At 65.6% G+C, this 14791-nt stretch carries 11 protein-coding genes; 4 read left to right on the forward strand and 7 right to left on the reverse strand.

Going from position 1 to position 14791, the window contains the following annotated elements:
* Positions 1 to 44: 44 nt before the first annotated feature.
* The 5 genes from AC0J42_RS04720 to AC0J42_RS04740 all read right to left on the reverse strand — a co-directional run bounded on the left by AC0J42_RS04720 (position 45) and on the right by AC0J42_RS04740 (position 7912).
* Positions 45 to 2516, reverse strand: coding sequence for a TonB-dependent siderophore receptor (locus AC0J42_RS04720; protein WP_473005388.1), 2472 nt, complete (start codon positions 2514 to 2516; stop codon positions 45 to 47).
* Between the two features lie 79 nt (positions 2517 to 2595).
* Positions 2596 to 3333 carry a siderophore-iron reductase FhuF gene (gene fhuF / locus AC0J42_RS04725; protein ID WP_473005389.1) on the reverse strand — a complete coding sequence of 246 codons (738 nt, stop codon included), beginning with the start codon at positions 3331 to 3333 and terminating at the stop codon, positions 2596 to 2598.
* The gene (gene fhuB / locus AC0J42_RS04730) at positions 3330 to 5348 is read right to left on the reverse strand and encodes a Fe(3+)-hydroxamate ABC transporter permease FhuB (RefSeq protein WP_473005391.1); all 2019 of its coding nucleotides are present in this window, start codon (positions 5346 to 5348) and stop codon (positions 3330 to 3332) included. Before fhuB ends, fhuF begins: the two co-directional genes overlap by 4 nt.
* Positions 5341 to 6231 carry an ABC transporter substrate-binding protein gene (locus AC0J42_RS04735; RefSeq protein ID WP_473005392.1) on the reverse strand — a complete coding sequence of 297 codons (891 nt, stop codon included), beginning with the start codon at positions 6229 to 6231 and terminating at the stop codon, positions 5341 to 5343. The genes fhuB and AC0J42_RS04735 overlap by 8 nt, the downstream gene beginning before the upstream one ends.
* A 10-nt stretch (positions 6232 to 6241) precedes the next feature.
* Positions 6242 to 7912: a cyclic peptide export ABC transporter gene (locus AC0J42_RS04740; protein WP_473005393.1), complete on the reverse strand. Its 1671-nt coding sequence runs from the start codon at positions 7910 to 7912 to the stop codon at positions 6242 to 6244.
* 256 nt (positions 7913 to 8168) lie between these two features.
* Between AC0J42_RS04740 and AC0J42_RS04745 the strand changes: the two genes are divergently transcribed.
* Positions 8169 to 9506, forward strand: a complete 1338-nt coding sequence (locus AC0J42_RS04745) for a lysine N(6)-hydroxylase/L-ornithine N(5)-oxygenase family protein (RefSeq protein ID WP_473005394.1) — start codon at positions 8169 to 8171, stop codon at positions 9504 to 9506.
* Between the two features lie 163 nt (positions 9507 to 9669).
* On the forward strand, positions 9670 to 10965 hold the full coding sequence (locus AC0J42_RS04750) for a lipase family protein (protein ID WP_473005396.1): 1296 nt from the start codon (positions 9670 to 9672) through the stop codon (positions 10963 to 10965).
* Here AC0J42_RS04750 and AC0J42_RS04755 read toward each other — a convergent pair.
* Both AC0J42_RS04755 and AC0J42_RS04760 read right to left on the reverse strand, forming a co-directional pair.
* On the reverse strand, positions 10919 to 11716 hold the full coding sequence (locus AC0J42_RS04755) for an ATP-binding cassette domain-containing protein (protein ID WP_473005397.1): 798 nt from the start codon (positions 11714 to 11716) through the stop codon (positions 10919 to 10921). The genes AC0J42_RS04750 and AC0J42_RS04755 overlap by 47 nt on opposite strands.
* A gap of 148 nt (positions 11717 to 11864) precedes the next feature.
* Entirely contained in the window at positions 11865 to 12737 is an 873-nt protein-coding gene (locus AC0J42_RS04760) for a restriction endonuclease (RefSeq protein ID WP_473005398.1), read from the reverse strand.
* 258 nt (positions 12738 to 12995) lie between these two features.
* On the opposite strand from AC0J42_RS04760, the gene AC0J42_RS04765 reads away from it, so the two are divergent.
* Positions 12996 to 13979: an Abi family protein gene (locus AC0J42_RS04765; protein WP_416422502.1), complete on the forward strand. Its 984-nt coding sequence runs from the start codon at positions 12996 to 12998 to the stop codon at positions 13977 to 13979.
* A 423-nt stretch (positions 13980 to 14402) separates the two neighbouring features.
* On the forward strand, positions 14403 to 14747 hold the full coding sequence (locus AC0J42_RS04770) for a BRO-N domain-containing protein (RefSeq protein WP_473005400.1): 345 nt from the start codon (positions 14403 to 14405) through the stop codon (positions 14745 to 14747).
* The last annotated feature ends 44 nt before the right edge of the window (positions 14748 to 14791 follow it).

Below are 14791 nucleotides of genomic sequence, written 5' to 3' on the forward strand. Positions count from 1 at the left end.
CCAACCCCGCAAGGGGCTGGCGTTTTTTGTGCCGCAGGGGGCGCTTACCAGTTGTAGCTCAAGGTCGCGATCACGTTGCGGCGCGGGCCGTAGTAGCAGGCGGCGTAGTTGCTGCAGCTGGCCACGTATTCCTTGTCGAACAGGTTGCTGGCGTTGACCGCCACCTTGGTGCCGTCCAGTTTGCTCGACAGCTTGCCCAGGTCGTAGTGCACGGCGGCGTCGACGATGGTGAAGTTGCCGGTCTCGATGCGGTTGTACACCGCCGATGGCGAGGACACGCTGCTGCCCCACAGGTCGCCGGTGTAGCGCGCGCCCAGGCCGGCGCCGAGGCCGTCCATCAGGCCTTCGTGGAAGGTGTAGTCCAGCCACGCGGAGGCTTGCTGGCGTGGGGTGAACGGCAGTTCGTTGCCCTTGTCGGTGTACGACGAGGTGACATAACCGGTGCGGGTCACTTCGCTGTCGGTGTAGGTGTAGGACGCCAGCAGGTCGAGGTTCTTGCTCAGCACGGCCTTGCCTTCCAGTTCGAAGCCGCGGCTTTCGGCGGCGCCGATCTGGATGGTGTTGTTGATGTTGGCCGGGTCAGCCGTGGTCACGTTCTTCTGCTTGAGCTTGTACACCGAGGCGGTGATGTAGCTGTCCTGGCCCGGCGGCTGGTACTTGATGCCCAGCTCGTACTGCTCGCCCTCGGTGGGCTTGAAGATCGGCGTGGCGGCGCTGACCGCGGTGTTCAGCTGTGGGTCGAACGACTGCGAGTAGCTGAAGTAGGGCATCACGCCGTTGTCGAACAGGTAGGCCACGGCGTAGCGGTAGGTACCCTTGTGGTTGTCCTGGTCGATGTAGCGGTTGGTGGCGTTGCTGCGGTCGGGGCGGTAGTGGCTTTCCGAGTCAGCCCAATCGAAGCGCCCGCCCAGGGTGAACAGCCAGTGGTCCAGCTTGATCTGGTCCTGGGCGTACACGCCGGTCTGCTTCTGCACCTGGTACATGTCGCGGGAGGTGTAGATGTTGGTGCGGGTGCCGCTGCTGTTGCCGCCGGCATAGGGGTTGGTGGTGGTGTAGCTGCTGTTCACCACGTTGTTGTCCAGGGTGCTGCGGCGGTAGTCCAGGCCGGTGAGCAGGGTGTGCTCCAGCGCACCGGTGTTGAATTTGCTTTCCAGCTGGTTATCGACGTTGAAGATCTGCAGGTTGCGCTTGATGTCCGAGGTCAGGCGCGACAGGTTCGGGCTGGTGGCTTCGTTGACGTAGCCGTTGCCGAACGCGGTGCGGTTCTCGATGTTGACCTGGCTGTAGCGCAGGTTCTGGCGGAAGGTGAAGACGTCGTTGAAGTGGTGCTCGAACAGGTAGCCCAGCTGCGAGCTTTCGCGGCGCAGTTTGTCGAAGTCGCTGTCACCCAGCAGGGTGTCGCTGGAGATCTTGCCGTACTGGGAGTGGTGCAGGGTGCCCGACTCCGGGTAGTACTGCTCGGTGCTGCCACCCCAGTCGCGCTGGTAGTTGGCCAGCACGGTCAGCGAGGTGTCGTCGTTGGGGCGCCAGGTGAACGCCGGGGCGATGAAGTTGCGGTTGTTCTGCACGTGGTCGACCTGGGTGCCGCTGTCCTTCACCAGGCCAGTGAGGCGGTAGCTGAACACGCCCTGGTCGTCGATGGGGCCGCCGAAGTCGAAGCCCAGCTGCTTGAGGTCATAGCTGCCGCCCTGCACCTGGATCTGGTGGTAGGGGGTGCTGGTGGGCATCTTGCTGGTCAGGTTGATCAGGCCACCGGGGCGGCTCTGGCCGTAGAGCATGGACGCCGGGCCGCGCAGCACCTCTACGCTTTCCAGGCCGTAGGGTTCGGACATGCCGCCCTGGCCGCTCTCGCCGTAGGGCAGTTGCAGGCCGTCCTGGAACACGTAGGGCGAGAAGCCGCGGATGCGGAACTGTTCGCGGGTGTTGTTGGCGCCGGTGTATTCGCCGAACACGCCGGGGGTGTAGCGCACGGCGGAGCTGACGTCCTGCACGGCCTGCTCGTCCATCTGCTTGCGGGTGACCACCGAGATCGACTGCGGGGTCTCGCCAATGGGCGTGTCGGTCTTGGTCGCGGTGTTGGTGCGCTTGGCGACGATGCTGTATTCGGGGGTGTAGCCGCTGCCGTCGCCGGCGGCGTTGATGTTGACGTTCTGCAGCAGCATGGCGTTGCCATCGGCAGTAGCGGCGCCCACGGTGATGGTGTTGCCGTTCACTTCGTAGCGCAGGCCGGTGCCGCGCAGCATTTGTTCCAAGGCCTGTTGTGGCTCCATGGTGCCGTCAACGCTGAGGCTGTTGCGGCCTTTGATCGAGTCGGCGCTGAACAGCACCTGCATGTTGGTCTGGGTGCCGAACTGCATCAACGCATTGGACAGCGGTTGCGCCGGGATGTGCACGGCTACCGGTGCCGCCAGGGCCTGGGCGCTGTACGCGGCCAGGGCCAGGCTTGCCGCCAACAGGGTCTTGGTGAAACCGGATCCTTGTGTTTCACGCCCTTTGTTGTGTCGAAACTCGAACATTATTAGCACTCGTTAAGGTTAGCTTATAAGAATCGTTTCCAATAAGACGAAACCCGCGAGCAAAACCAGAATGATTTTTTCACTTTTTTTTGCACTGCCGCCGATTGGCTGGCAACGGGCAGGACGGGCAGTAATCCACGCTGTCCAGGCGGTAGCGCAGGCAGCACACGCGGCGGGTGCTGGCGCTGGTTTCGTCATCGGGCACGGCGAAGCGCACGGGTTCGAACAGCGGGTTGCTGCAGCCGTTCGGCCACTGTTTGGCGCTGAGCAGCTCACGCCCCGGCGCCGCGCGTGCGGCGCCGCCCAGGGGGTGGCGGGCGACCACGCCCACGGCCCAGGCCACGCGCACCCCGGCGTTGCTCCACAGCACGCGCGGCGACAGGCCGCTGAACTGGGCGAGGGTGGCGCACAGCGGCGCCAGGTGCTCGAACACCAGTGGCGCGAAGCGCTCGAAGGTTGAGCGCGGCTGGCGCACCTGGCCGTCGTCGCTGAGCTCGACCCGCTGCGGGTTGCCTTCGGCATCCAGGTGCAGGCGGGTGTGGTCGAGGCCTAGGGGCAACTGGCGGTCCTGCAGCAGGTCGAGGATGACCACTGGTGGCACCAGCACCGAGAAGTACCATTGCGTCCACAGCGACACCAGCGCCTTGGTGTCGCCGCCGGGGTAGCGCTGGGCGAACGCTGCCAGCGGCGGCTGGTAGCGCTGCGGGTCGAGCAGGTCGCTGAGGACGATGCCCGGCGCGGCGCCGTCGGCCAGCGCCAGCGACTCGCCGACCCCGGCCAGTGGCCCGGGAAAGGCGCTGGCGAAGGCGGCGATCATGCGCCACCCCGGCGGCGGATCATCAGCCACATGAAGTACGGCCCACCAACAAAGGTGGCCAGCAGCCCGGCCGGGATCTGCCAGGGGAAGATCAGCGTGCGGCCCAGCCAGTCGGCCACCACCATCAGCAGCGCGCCCAGCAGCGCTGCGCCGTACAGCTGCACCAGCGCCCGGCGCAGGCCCAGCAGGCGCGCCATATGCGGCGCCATCAGGCCGACGAAGCTCAGCGGGCCGACCACCAGGGTGGCAGCGCCGGTCAGCAACGCGGTCAGGATCAGCAGCGCCAGGCGGCTGCGGCCCAGGTTCAGGCCGAGCATGCTGGCGGTGCTGGGGCCCAGGGCCAGCAGGTCGAGCCAGCGGCGGATCAGCGGCGCCAGGGCCAGGCCGACCAGCGCTACGGCGCAGGCGACCACTGCCTGGGGCGCGCTGACCCGGTAGGTGGAGCCGGCCATCCAGCTGAGCAGGGTGCCCAGGCGCGGGTCACCGCTGACCAGGATGATGCTGGAGAACGCCCCGGAGATGGTCGCCAGGGCGATGCCGGTGAGCAGCAGCCGCTCGGGTGAGAAGCCGTGGCGCCAGCCAAACGACAACAGAATCAGCAGGGTGACCAGCGCCCCTGCGCTGGCGGTCAGCAGGATGACGCCGGGGTTGAGGGGCAGGTTGGCGAGGAACACCAGGATCACCCCCAGGGCGGCGCCGGAGCTGACCCCCAGCACTTCGGGGCTGGCCATGGCGTTGCCGGTGGTGCGCTGGATCATGGTGCCGGCCATGGCCAGCATGGCGCCGGCGGCCATGGCGGCGAACAGCCGAGGGGCGCGCCAGGGCAGCAGCTGCAGGGTTTCACTGACGCTGCTGAAGGCCCAGCCACTGGGGCCGGGGGCCAGGGTCAGGGCCAACGCCAGGCACACCACCAGGGCCACGGCGCTCACCGCGAGGATGCGTGCCGGGTGGCGCGGTTTGGGCTGCTGGGCATCGGGCGTGCTGCGCGGCGGGTGCAGGCTGCGGCGCATCTGCGGCAGCAGCCACAACAGCAACGGCGCGCCCAGCAGCGCGGTGGCCGTGCCAGTGGGCAGCAGCGGGGCGAAGTTCTGGATGACCTGGTCGGCCAGCCACAGCAGCAGCGCGCCGAACAGCGGCGCGCACCACAGCTGCTGGCGCAGCCGGCGGGCACCGAGCAGCCGCGCCAGGGCCGGCGCGGCCAGGCCGACGAAGGCGACCATGCCGATGTGGCTGACCACCGTGGTGCTGAGGAACACCGCCAGGGCCAGGCCCAGGGTGCGGCTCCACGACAGTGACAGGCCCAGGCTGCGCGCGCTTTCGTCGGACAGTTGCAGCACGTCCAGCGGCCGCACCAGCAGCAGCGCGGCGAGCATGCCGGGGATCAGGCTGAAGGTCAGGTCGCGGGTCAGGCCCCAACCATTCTGGGCCAGGTTGCCGGTCTGCCAGACGAACAGCTCGCCCAGGTATTCATGGTTGAACAGCACCATGATCGAGCCCAGGGCGCCGCAGTACAGGCCGATGATCAGGCCCGCCAGCACCACCGCCAGCGGTGCCAGCGCCTGGCGCCAGGCCAGGGCGAACACCAGCAGCATGGCCAGGCCGCCGCCGGCGCTGGTCAGCAGGGTGCGGCCCTGGTCGAGCAGGCCGGGGGCGAACAGCAGGCCCACCACCAGCATCAGGTTGGCGCCGGCGGAAATGCCCAGGGTGGAGGCGTCGGCCAGCGGGTTGCGCAAAATGCTTTGCAGCAGCGCGCCACTCAGGCCCAGGGCCGCGCCGGCCAGCAGGCTCACGGCCAGGCGCGGCAGCCAGGCGTGGTGCACCAGCAGCTGCGCGGTGTCGCTGGCGCTGGGGTGCACGGCGGCGCTCCACCACAGGCCGGGCGGCAGGTGGCGCAGCAGGCCGTGCAGGCTCAGGGCCACGGCAGCCAGCGCCAGCAGGCCGACCACCAGCAGCCAGCGCCGCTGCTGCGGGTTGCGCGCCTTGGTGGCGGCGTAATCGAGGGCGGAACTAGCCATGGGCATACTCCGGGTCGGCGGGCAGGTGTTCCACCAGCAGCTCGGCGAAGCGCGCCGCAGTCTGCGTGCCGCCAAATACGTAGGTCGGCGGGATGGCGCTCAGGCGCCCCTCGCGCACGAAGGGCAGCACGTTCCACAGGGTGCTGGCACTCAGGGTCTTGAGCGAGCGCTGGCTGGCCTTGCCGAAGTTCAGGTAGAGCATGCGCGCCTCGGGGCGTTCCACCAGTTGTTCCAGCGGCACCAGGGCGAAGCCGGCCGGCCCCAGTTCGCCGTCCCAGGCGTTCACCAGGCCGACCCGCGCCAGGGCGTCGCCCAGCAGGCTATTGTGGCCCCACAGGCGCACGTGGCTGCCGCCCTGGTCGATGTCCGCGAGGTAAAGCGGCCGGTGCTGCTGGCTGAGGATGTGCGCGCGGGCGTCGTCCAGGCGGCGGGTTAGGCTGGCCACCAGGGCCTGTGCCTGGGGCTGGCACTGCAGCCACTCGCCCACTTCGGCAATGGCCGCCAGGCCACGGGGGATGGGCGCAAGGGTGGTAGGCACGTCCAGCACCCGCACTGGGGCAATGGCGGCGTACTGCGCCTGGGCCATCTGCTGCACGGGGCTGAGCAGGATCAGGTCGGGCTTGAGCCGCGCCAGCAGTTCCAGGCTCGGCTCCCACGACGCGCCCAGGTCCAGCACGCCGGCCGGCAGCGGCGGCTGCGGCACGCGGGCGCGGTACATGTCCAGGCTGGGAATGGCCAGCGGAGAAACGCCAAGGCCGAGCATGATCTCGGCCAGTTGCCAGTCCAGCGGGGCTACCCGCCGGGCCTGGGGTTGAGCGTGGAGCAGCGGGCTTGCCGCCAGTGCCGCCACGCCCATCAGTTGCAGGAATGAGCGCCTGTGCATGATCGCGTTGTCAGGCCTCCACGGGGTGTTGCTGGCGGGTGTCTTCGTAGATGCGCCCCGGTTCCATGCGCACCAGGCGGTCGGCGATATGGAAGTAACGGTCGTCGTGGGAAATGACGATGATGGTCTTGCCCAGGCGTTGCAGGTCCGGCAGCAGTTCGGTGTAGAAAATGCGTCGGAAGGCCGGGTCCTGGTCGGCGGCCCATTCGTCGAACACCAGCACCGGGCGGTGGTCCAGCCACGCCTGCACCAGGGCCAGGCGTTTGCGCTGGCCGGTGGACAGGTCGGTGGTGGTGAAGTTGCCGTCCTGGATGCTGACCTTGTGGCTGATTTCCAGGCGGTCGAGGTACTGGTGGGCCTCGTCGGGCAGCTTTTCGTCGGGGCCCATCAGGTCGTCGAACAGGAAGTAGTCGGCGAAGATGGTGGTGAACAGCTGGCGGTAGTCGTCGCGGTTCTCCACGCCCACTTCCTTGCCGTCCAGCAGGATGCTGCCCTGCTGCGGCGCGTACAGGCCCAGCAGCACCTTGATCAGGGTAGTCTTGCCGGCGCCGTTCTCGCCGGCGATGAACATGATCTCGCCAGCGTTCAGGCGCAGGTTCACCGGGCCCAGGGTAAAGGGAGTCACGCCTTCTACGCTGGGGAAGGTGTAGCGCGCGTCACGCAGCTCGATGCTTTGCAGCGGCGTGGCCGGTTTCACCGTGCCTTCGAGCAGCAGGTGCGGCTCGGGCGAGGCGAACTGCGCGGACAGGTCAGCGATACGGCGGAACGACACCTGCGCACGGCTGACGATGGGCAGGTTGCCGATCAGGTGTTCCAGCGGGCCCTTCATGAACAACAGCACCAGGATGAAGCCGCTGAGGGTGGCCTTGTCGGTGTTGGGGTAGAGGCTCTGGTACACCAGCACCACGCCGATGACGATGAAGAACAGCGTCGAGCCGAAGGTCTTGGCCACCACGAACAGCTTGATCGAGCGCAGCTGGATGTCGCAGATCTTCTCCACGGTCTTCTGCAGGTGGTCGCGGTACACGCGGAAGCGGCGCGGGCGGTGGATGCGCAGTTCCTTGGCGCCTTCGGAGATGGCGCGGTAATGCTTCTGCAGGTCATCCTCGGCCTCGCGGGCCTCGAAGAAGCCGCGGATGCCTTTCAAGCGCGCTAAGTATTGGGCGGTGGTGCCCAGCAGGATCGCCACCACGGTGCAGACGAACATCGGGAACGACAGGTGTGCCAGGTAGCCCATGCAGCCCAGGGTCACGGTCAGCGACACGGCCAGGGGCGAGAAGGCGAAGGCGAAGTCGCTGATGACGTCGACGTCGTGGGTCAGCACCGGGATCAGCCGGTGCGACTTGTAGCGCTCGATCTGCTCGATGGGCGCGGAGAGGATCTTGCTGCCCAGGTCCTTGCGCAGCTTGGCGATCACGTGCTGGCCGACGTGGTTGGTGCCGATGTCGGAGAAGATCGAGCCCAGCAGCGCCAGGCTGCACAGGCCGCCGAACGCCAGCAGCAGGGTGCCGGCGGCGGGGCCGTCGGCGTGCAGGCTCTGGTTGATGGTGGCCAGCAGCGCGGTGATGCTCAGGCCGCCCATGATGCCCAGGGTGATGGACACCGCCAGGATGGGCCAGAACGGCTTGAGCAGGCTGAACAGTTCGGAGAGCGTACCTTTGGGGGGCTTGGGCTGCGTCATTGGGCTGTCGTCACAAATGGGATTCATATCCAGATAGGACGCACGAGCGGGGTAAAACCTTAAAAATTAATTTCTTGGCGGCGTTGGGGGATATCGCGAATGAGTGCCGTTTAAATTTTCCCACAGGCTTCTCGTCACCACTTGGGTAAGCGTTCCGACAGGGGACGCCGTTCCTGGGCGATACGCCTGGCGCCGCCCTTGGGGCCGCCACGGGTGTTCGTGCCAATCGACTAATGGATCGAAAGGTATTGGCGAGATGACTCAAACAGTAACTACAAGCACGCCGCTGGATGTGCTGGGCATCGGCTTCGGGCCTTCCAACCTCGCGCTGGCCATCGCCCTGGAAGAGCTGGGCGTGAAGCGCGGCCGGCACCTGGACGCGCTGTTCCTCGACCGCCAGCAGGACTACCGCTGGCACGGCAACACCCTGGTGGCGCAGAGCGAGCTGCAGATCTCGTTCCTCAAGGACCTGGTGACCCTGCGCAACCCCACCAGCCCCTTCAGTTTCGTCAACTACCTGCATCAGCACGGGCGCCTGGTGGACTTCATCAACCTGGGCACCTTCTACCCCTGCCGCATGGAGTACAACGACTACCTGCGCTGGGTGGCCGGGCACTTCACCGAGCAGTCCGCCTACGGCGAGAACGTGCTGGCGGTGGAGCCGGTGCACAGCGGCAACAGCATCGAGCAACTGCGGGTGATTTCCCAGGACAGCCAGGGCGGCGAACAGGTGCGCCACACCCGCTCGGTGGTGCTGAGCACCGGCGGCACGCCGCGCATTCCCGAGGTTTTCAGGGCCCTTAAGGGCGACACCCGGGTGTTCCACCACTCGCGCTACCTGGAGCGCATGAACGAGCAGCCCTGCGCCAACGGCCAGCCCATGCGCATTGCGGTGATCGGCGGCGGGCAGAGCGCTGCCGAGGCGTTTATCGACCTCAACGACAGCTTCCCCAGCGCCCAGGTCGACATGGTGCTGCGCGCCGCCGTGCTGAAGCCGGCCGACGACAGCCCGTTCGTCAACGAGATCTTCTCGCCGCAGTACACCGACCTGGTGTTCAACCAGCCGGAGCTGGAGCGCGAGCGCCTGATCAACGAGTACCACAACACCAACTATTCGGTGGTGGACCTGAACCTGGTGGAGCGCATCTACTCGATCTTCTACCGCCAGAAGGTCTCCGGCCAGCCGCGCCACGGCTTCCTGTGCCGGCGCTCGATCGAGTCGGCCAAGGCCGATGCCAACGGTATCGAGCTGGTGCTGCGCGACCTGGCCACCGGCGACACCGAGGTGCACCGCTACGACGCGATCATCCTGGCCACCGGCTACGAGCGCATCTCGCACCAGCAGATCCTCGCGCCGCTGGCCGAGTACCTGGACGAATACCAGGTGAACCGCGAATACCGCGTGCAGGCCGACCCGCGCCTGAAGGCGCCGGTGTTCATCCAGGGCTTCAGCCAGTCCAGCCATGGCCTGAGCGATACGCTGCTGTCGATTCTGCCGATTCGCGCGGAGGAGGTGGCGACGGCGCTGCATGAGAATCTCAAGTCGGCGTTCGATGGCGCTCCGGTTCGCGAGCCGACGCGCCAGACCGCGTAGCAGTGCTGGTGTGGGAGCTGGCTTGCCAGCGAGCTTTTAATAGCTCGCTGGCAAGCCAGCTCCCACTGGTCGCCATGAAGGCTGCCTGTCAGGAGCGTTTAACCAAGGAGCTTCAGTGTCTGATCGAACTCGATATGTGTGTGCAATAACCACGTGGTTGGCCATGCTGGGCGCAGGAACGGCCCAGGCGGATGCAACGGCAGGGCAGCGCGGGACGCTGCTGGAGGTGAAGGAGGTGGCGCGCTACAGCGCCGCGCAGATCAACCAGGCAACGGAAAGCCAAAGGACGTTCGTCGACAAGGTCGACTGCGGTGTGAAAGTGGTAGCGGTGCAATACCGCACCATCGGCGTCAAGGGCGAACCCGCCGACGCCTCCGCCGCCCTGGTGGTGCCTGACGGCAGCGCCTGCCAACAACCAGCGCCCCTGCTGGGCTGGGCCCGCGGTACCGAAACCGATCGTCACCGCCAACAGGCGCAACTGGCCGCCGCTTCCGCCGGTTACCCCCTTAATTCCGTCTACGCCGCCCGTGGCTACGTGGTCATCGCCAGCGATTACCTGGGGCTGGGCAACTCCCACTATCCCTTCCACCCCTACCTGCACGCCGACTCCGAGGCCAGCACCATGGTCGACGCCTTGCGCGCGGCCAGGCTGGCCGGTGCGCAGTTGGGCGTGAGTTTCTCTGGCAAGGTGATGCTCGGCGGCTACTCCCAAGGCGGCCACGTGACCATGGCGACCCAGCGCGCCATCGAGCGCGACCACCTGGGCGAATTCAACCTGGTGGCCAGCGCGCCGATGTCCGGCGCCTATGACCTGCCGCACACCTTCCGCGAGTCGTGGAACGGCGTCACCAGTGCCGGGCCCAATCAGCTGTCGCCTTACCTGCTGGCCTACACGGTGCTGGGCATGCAGCGGGTGTACGGCAACCTCTACGGCCAGCCCGAGGAGGTGTTCAAGGCGCCTTATGCCCAGGCGGTGCAGGGCGCGTTCCCCGGGCCGCTGGGGCTGCGCGCGCTGATCGGCCAGGCGCCGTTCAATCAGCTGCGCTCAATCGATGATATGCGCCAGCCCGGGTTCGCCAAGGCCTTTGTCGAGCAGCCGAACACGCCGTTCCAGCAGGACCTGGCGCGCAACAGCACGCTGGACTGGACCCCGCGTACGCCGATGATGCTGTGCGGTACCGACCGCGACGGCGTGGTGCCGTTCGATAACGCCGCACGGGCCCAGGCGGCGTTTGCCGGGCGCGGCGTGCAGGTGCCGGTGGTGAATGTGGACGAGGCAGTGCCGGCCAAGGCCACTGGGGCCCAGGCGCATATGATCTGGGCGTCGCTGGCCTGCTACAGCGCCATGCGCAAGATGCTCTTCGACCCGGCGCGCTGGGGCAGCGCGCTGTCGCTGGCGCGGGGCGCGGCCTTCAGCCTGCCATACCCGCTGCAGTGGCCGGCGCGTCGAGGTAGCTGATCAGCGAGCCGTCGCCGGGGTGGCGCATCACGCCCATGGGGATGCCGTAGATGCGCTCCAGGGTCTCGCTCTGCATCAGCTCGGCGGGGCTGCCCTGGGCCAGCAGGCGGCCGCTGTGCAGGGCCAGCAGGTGGTCGCAGTAGCGCGCGGCCATGTTGACGTCGTGCAGCACCACCAGCACGCCCAGGCCCAGCTGGCGGCTGAGGTCGTGCACCAGCGACAGCACCTCCACCTGGTGGGCGATGTCCAGCGCCGAGGTGGGCTCGTCCAGCAGCAGGAAGCGGCTGTTCTGCGCCAGCAGCATGGCCAGCCATACGCGCTGGCGCTCGCCACCAGACAGCAGGTCCACCTGGCGCTCGGCGAAGGCGCTGATGTGGGTCAGCTCCAGCGCCCGCTCCACCGCCTCGCGGTCTTCGTCGCTGAAGCGCCCCAGCGCGCCGTGCCACGGGTAGCGGCCAAAGCCCACCAGCTCGCGCACCGTGAGGTTGTCGGCGGCCGGCAGCTGCTGCGGCAGGTAGGCCACCTGCTGGGCGAAATCACGGTTGCCCCAGGCCGGCAGCGGCTTGCCGTCCAGCACAATCTCACCGCTGGCGGGCACCTGCTGGCGCGCCAGCAACTTGATCAGCGTCGACTTGCCCGAACCGTTGTGGCCGATCAGGCCGATCATCTTGCCGTGGGGAATCTGCAGGTCCAGCGGTTGCAGCAAGGTGCGGCCAGGGACTTTGAAGCTGACGGAGCGCAATTCGAACATGAGGCTTCCACGATCGCTTGAAAAGGGCAGGGCACGACAGTAGTAAATTTGCTAATGCTTATCAATTGAATATTCCGTAGCAGCTGCCAAAGGCTGCGTCCCGCCCCATCACGGTCTGCTTGGGGAGCGCGTTGGGGCCGGACGCGGCCTAGGGGCCGCTGCTACGGGGCGGGGTTTGCGGGAAGATGGCGCGCATGCCGCGGCATTTGGGGTAGTCGCTGCAGCCCCAGAAGTTGCCGCCGGCGTTGCGGCCGGTGCGCGCCACCCGGATCACCATGGGTTTGCGGCAATGGGGGCAGGCGGGCGCCTTGGGTTGCGGCTCGACCATGGGGGGCGGCACTGGGGCAGCGGCAGGCTTGGGGGGCTGTACTGTCTGTTTCTGCGCTGCAGCAATCCAGCGCCGCAGCTGGCGGCCGTCCACCAGCTTGAGGTTTCGCCCGCTGGCGAACTCACGCGCGGGCTCGCTGAAACGGCCGCTGGTGATCACGAAACCACCCACCGCGCCTTCCGCGGCCATGGCCCCATACAGCTCGCGCACCACCGGCACGCCCACCTGCAGCGCCCGCCAGTGCTTGCACTGCACCAGGTACTTCTCGCCCTCCTTGCGGGCGATCAGGTCCACACCACCATCGGGCCCGGCGCCGCCGCGTTCCTCGATGCTGAAGCCCTGGCGGCGCAACGCTTCGCCCACCAGCAGTTCGAATTCCTGCCAGGTGAAGTCGTTCACCGCATGGCCGGTGTTCAACAGCTCGCGGCGCCTGCGACGGCCGAGGACCGAGGTGATGGCGCCGATGACGAAGATCAGTGGCAGCAGGAATTGGCCGAAGGTCGCCAGGGTTCTGAACAGGCTTTGGGTCATCATCGATTGCAGTTGCGCTGGGTCGCTGACCACCGCGATGGGCGCCGTGGCCACGCCGTGCAGGTACACGCCGGAGGCCACCGCCAGGATCAGGCTGGACCACCAGGGGAGCTTGCTGGCGAGGAAGATGAGGTCGTCGAAGGTGGAGGTTTTCTTGGCCATGTCCGTGGTCTGTTGGGGTGGGTGGTGTAGCCGCTGCCGCAGCCTGGCGGCAGCGGCTACGGGCGTCAAGTCGGTTTATCTCGGGTGGAGGTAGGGAAGCGTCCTACAGGGAAACCGGAAGTGGGTGGATATCGCGGAGTGGGGCGTGCGGGATAGGCTTTCCCTGCGGTCAAAGTGGCGGCGTTTAGCAACCAGGGTTTCCCCCGACCGCAATTCTGGATAGGGCAGATGTAACCCAAGGCATGGAAGGAACCACCTATGGTTAAGTACGGTAATTCCTGGGCTAGTTTTAATGAACAGCTGGACTACCTGGCCGAAAGGGGAATGATCATCACAGACAAAGCTGTGGCGGTGAGCTGGCTAAGCCGGGTAGGTTATTTTCGGTTGAGCGGGTACTGGTACGCATTACGCGACCACCGGGCTCATCAGCTTTCGCTCGAAGGGAAGGCCACGGCCACTGGCACGCCGGTGGACATCGATGTTTTCAGGCCGGGTGCCACTTTTCAGGATGCTGTTGATCTTTATGTTTTCGACAAGCAGTTGCGCCTATTGGCCTTGGATGCCCTGGAGCGCATTGAAATAGCGTTGAGGGTTGATATTGGTCATTACCTTGGCGGGCTTCATCCCTTCGCGCACACAAAGCCTGATCTTCTCCATCGGGAGTTCAGCGGCAGGATCAATCCCAGGACTGGAGCTAGCAGGCATCAGGATTGGATGCTACGCCATGAGCAATTGGTAAGTCGCTCGCGAGAGGACTTCATTCTCGCCTGCAAAGCCAGGTATGGATCGCAGCTACCGCTTTGGATAGCAGCAGAAGCTTGGGACTTTGGAACGATGTCCACGCTGTACGACGGTATGAGGGCATGCGACCAAGACGCGATCTCGTCCAAATACGGGATTTCAAACGGTCGGATCTTCGCTTCGTGGTTACGTAGTTTGAATTATCTACGCAACGTTTGTGCGCATCATAGCCGGTTGTGGAATCGAAATATTGTCGACCAGCCAAAGCTTCCCAAGGCGGCCGAGGTGCCATGGGTCACTCATTTTCTTGGGAAAGGGCATGCCTTGGCGCGGTGTTATTTGCTGCTGTGTGTCACTCGTCATTTGATTCAGGTGATATATCCGCGATCCAGTTGGCCGCAGCGAATGAAGCAGCAGTTGCAGGCGTTCCCACAGAGCCAAAGTATCGGTTCGAGAGAGGCGCGCATGGGGCTTCACGAGGGGTGGGAAGCATCGTGGTAAAAATGCCAGCCATTAAAAAACCCCTCAGCAGCAGCATCACGAAGTGACGTTGCCGAGAGGGGCCGTGTTGGATCTGATGGTAGAGGTCAACATGAACGAGGTCAATCTGCCCGCCCGGGGCAGTGTGTAACAAAAAGCCCCGGCTCTTGCGAGACCGGGGCTTTTTCATTCCTGGTACGGGCATCAAGTTGACAAGGTTGGTCTATCTGATGCGGTGGTAGGGAAGCGTCCTACAGCAAAACCGGAAGTGGGTGGATATCGCGGAGTGGGGCGTGCGGGATAGGCTTTCCCTGCCATGAAAATGGCCGGGTTTAGCGACCTGAATACCAGCAGAGCGTTATACGTGGCGGGTAATTATGCCTGCCGATCTAGCCCTGTACCGATGTCGGCAAAAGCTGCATCGGTTGCAAATGGAACAAGCATATGGAAATTGAAGTTGGTACCTCGTCTTGCCTTACCCCCACCGTTTTCCACCGCAACGAACGAATCCTCCGCATCCTGCTGATCAACGACCGTGCCTGGCTATGTGCCCAAGACCTGGGCCGGCTAATGGGCATTGGGCTGGTCGACCATCGTCTTGCCAAGCTGGACGCCGACCAGCAGTGCACGCTTACCCTGATGACTGGCGGGCATGAGCGCGAGCGGGTGATGGTCAGTGACTGCGGGGCGTTTGCGTTGTTGGTATATCACCTGATTCCAGAGAACCGGGCGTTGCGGAGGTGGTTGAGTTGTGAGGTGTTGCCGTCGTTGCGGTCGAGCGCTCCTTAACCGCATACGCACCTTGTAACTATTGCCGCCAGGTCTACTCCACT

It is taken from the genome of Pseudomonas sp. Tav-5-1A (assembly GCF_055755055.1).

Excerpts from the sequence above, each read along its gene's own strand:
- AC0J42_RS04720 (WP_473005388.1), bottom strand. The coding sequence starts at position 2,516 with ATGTTCGAGTTTCGACACAACAAAGGGCGTGAAACACAAGGATCCGGT.
- fhuF (WP_473005389.1), bottom strand. The coding sequence starts at position 3,333 with ATGATCGCCGCCTTCGCCAGCGCCTTTCCCGGGCCACTGGCCGGGGTC.
- fhuB (WP_473005391.1), bottom strand. The coding sequence starts at position 5,348 with ATGGCTAGTTCCGCCCTCGATTACGCCGCCACCAAGGCGCGCAACCCG.
- AC0J42_RS04735 (WP_473005392.1), bottom strand. The coding sequence starts at position 6,231 with ATGCACAGGCGCTCATTCCTGCAACTGATGGGCGTGGCGGCACTGGCG.
- AC0J42_RS04740 (WP_473005393.1), bottom strand. The coding sequence starts at position 7,912 with ATGACGCAGCCCAAGCCCCCCAAAGGTACGCTCTCCGAACTGTTCAGC.
- AC0J42_RS04745 (WP_473005394.1), top strand. The coding sequence starts at position 8,169 with ATGACTCAAACAGTAACTACAAGCACGCCGCTGGATGTGCTGGGCATC.
- AC0J42_RS04750 (WP_473005396.1), top strand. The coding sequence starts at position 9,670 with ATGCTGGGCGCAGGAACGGCCCAGGCGGATGCAACGGCAGGGCAGCGC.
- AC0J42_RS04755 (WP_473005397.1), bottom strand. The coding sequence starts at position 11,716 with ATGTTCGAATTGCGCTCCGTCAGCTTCAAAGTCCCTGGCCGCACCTTG.
- AC0J42_RS04760 (WP_473005398.1), bottom strand. The coding sequence starts at position 12,737 with ATGGCCAAGAAAACCTCCACCTTCGACGACCTCATCTTCCTCGCCAGC.
- AC0J42_RS04765 (WP_416422502.1), top strand. The coding sequence starts at position 12,996 with ATGGTTAAGTACGGTAATTCCTGGGCTAGTTTTAATGAACAGCTGGAC.
- AC0J42_RS04770 (WP_473005400.1), top strand. The coding sequence starts at position 14,403 with ATGGAAATTGAAGTTGGTACCTCGTCTTGCCTTACCCCCACCGTTTTC.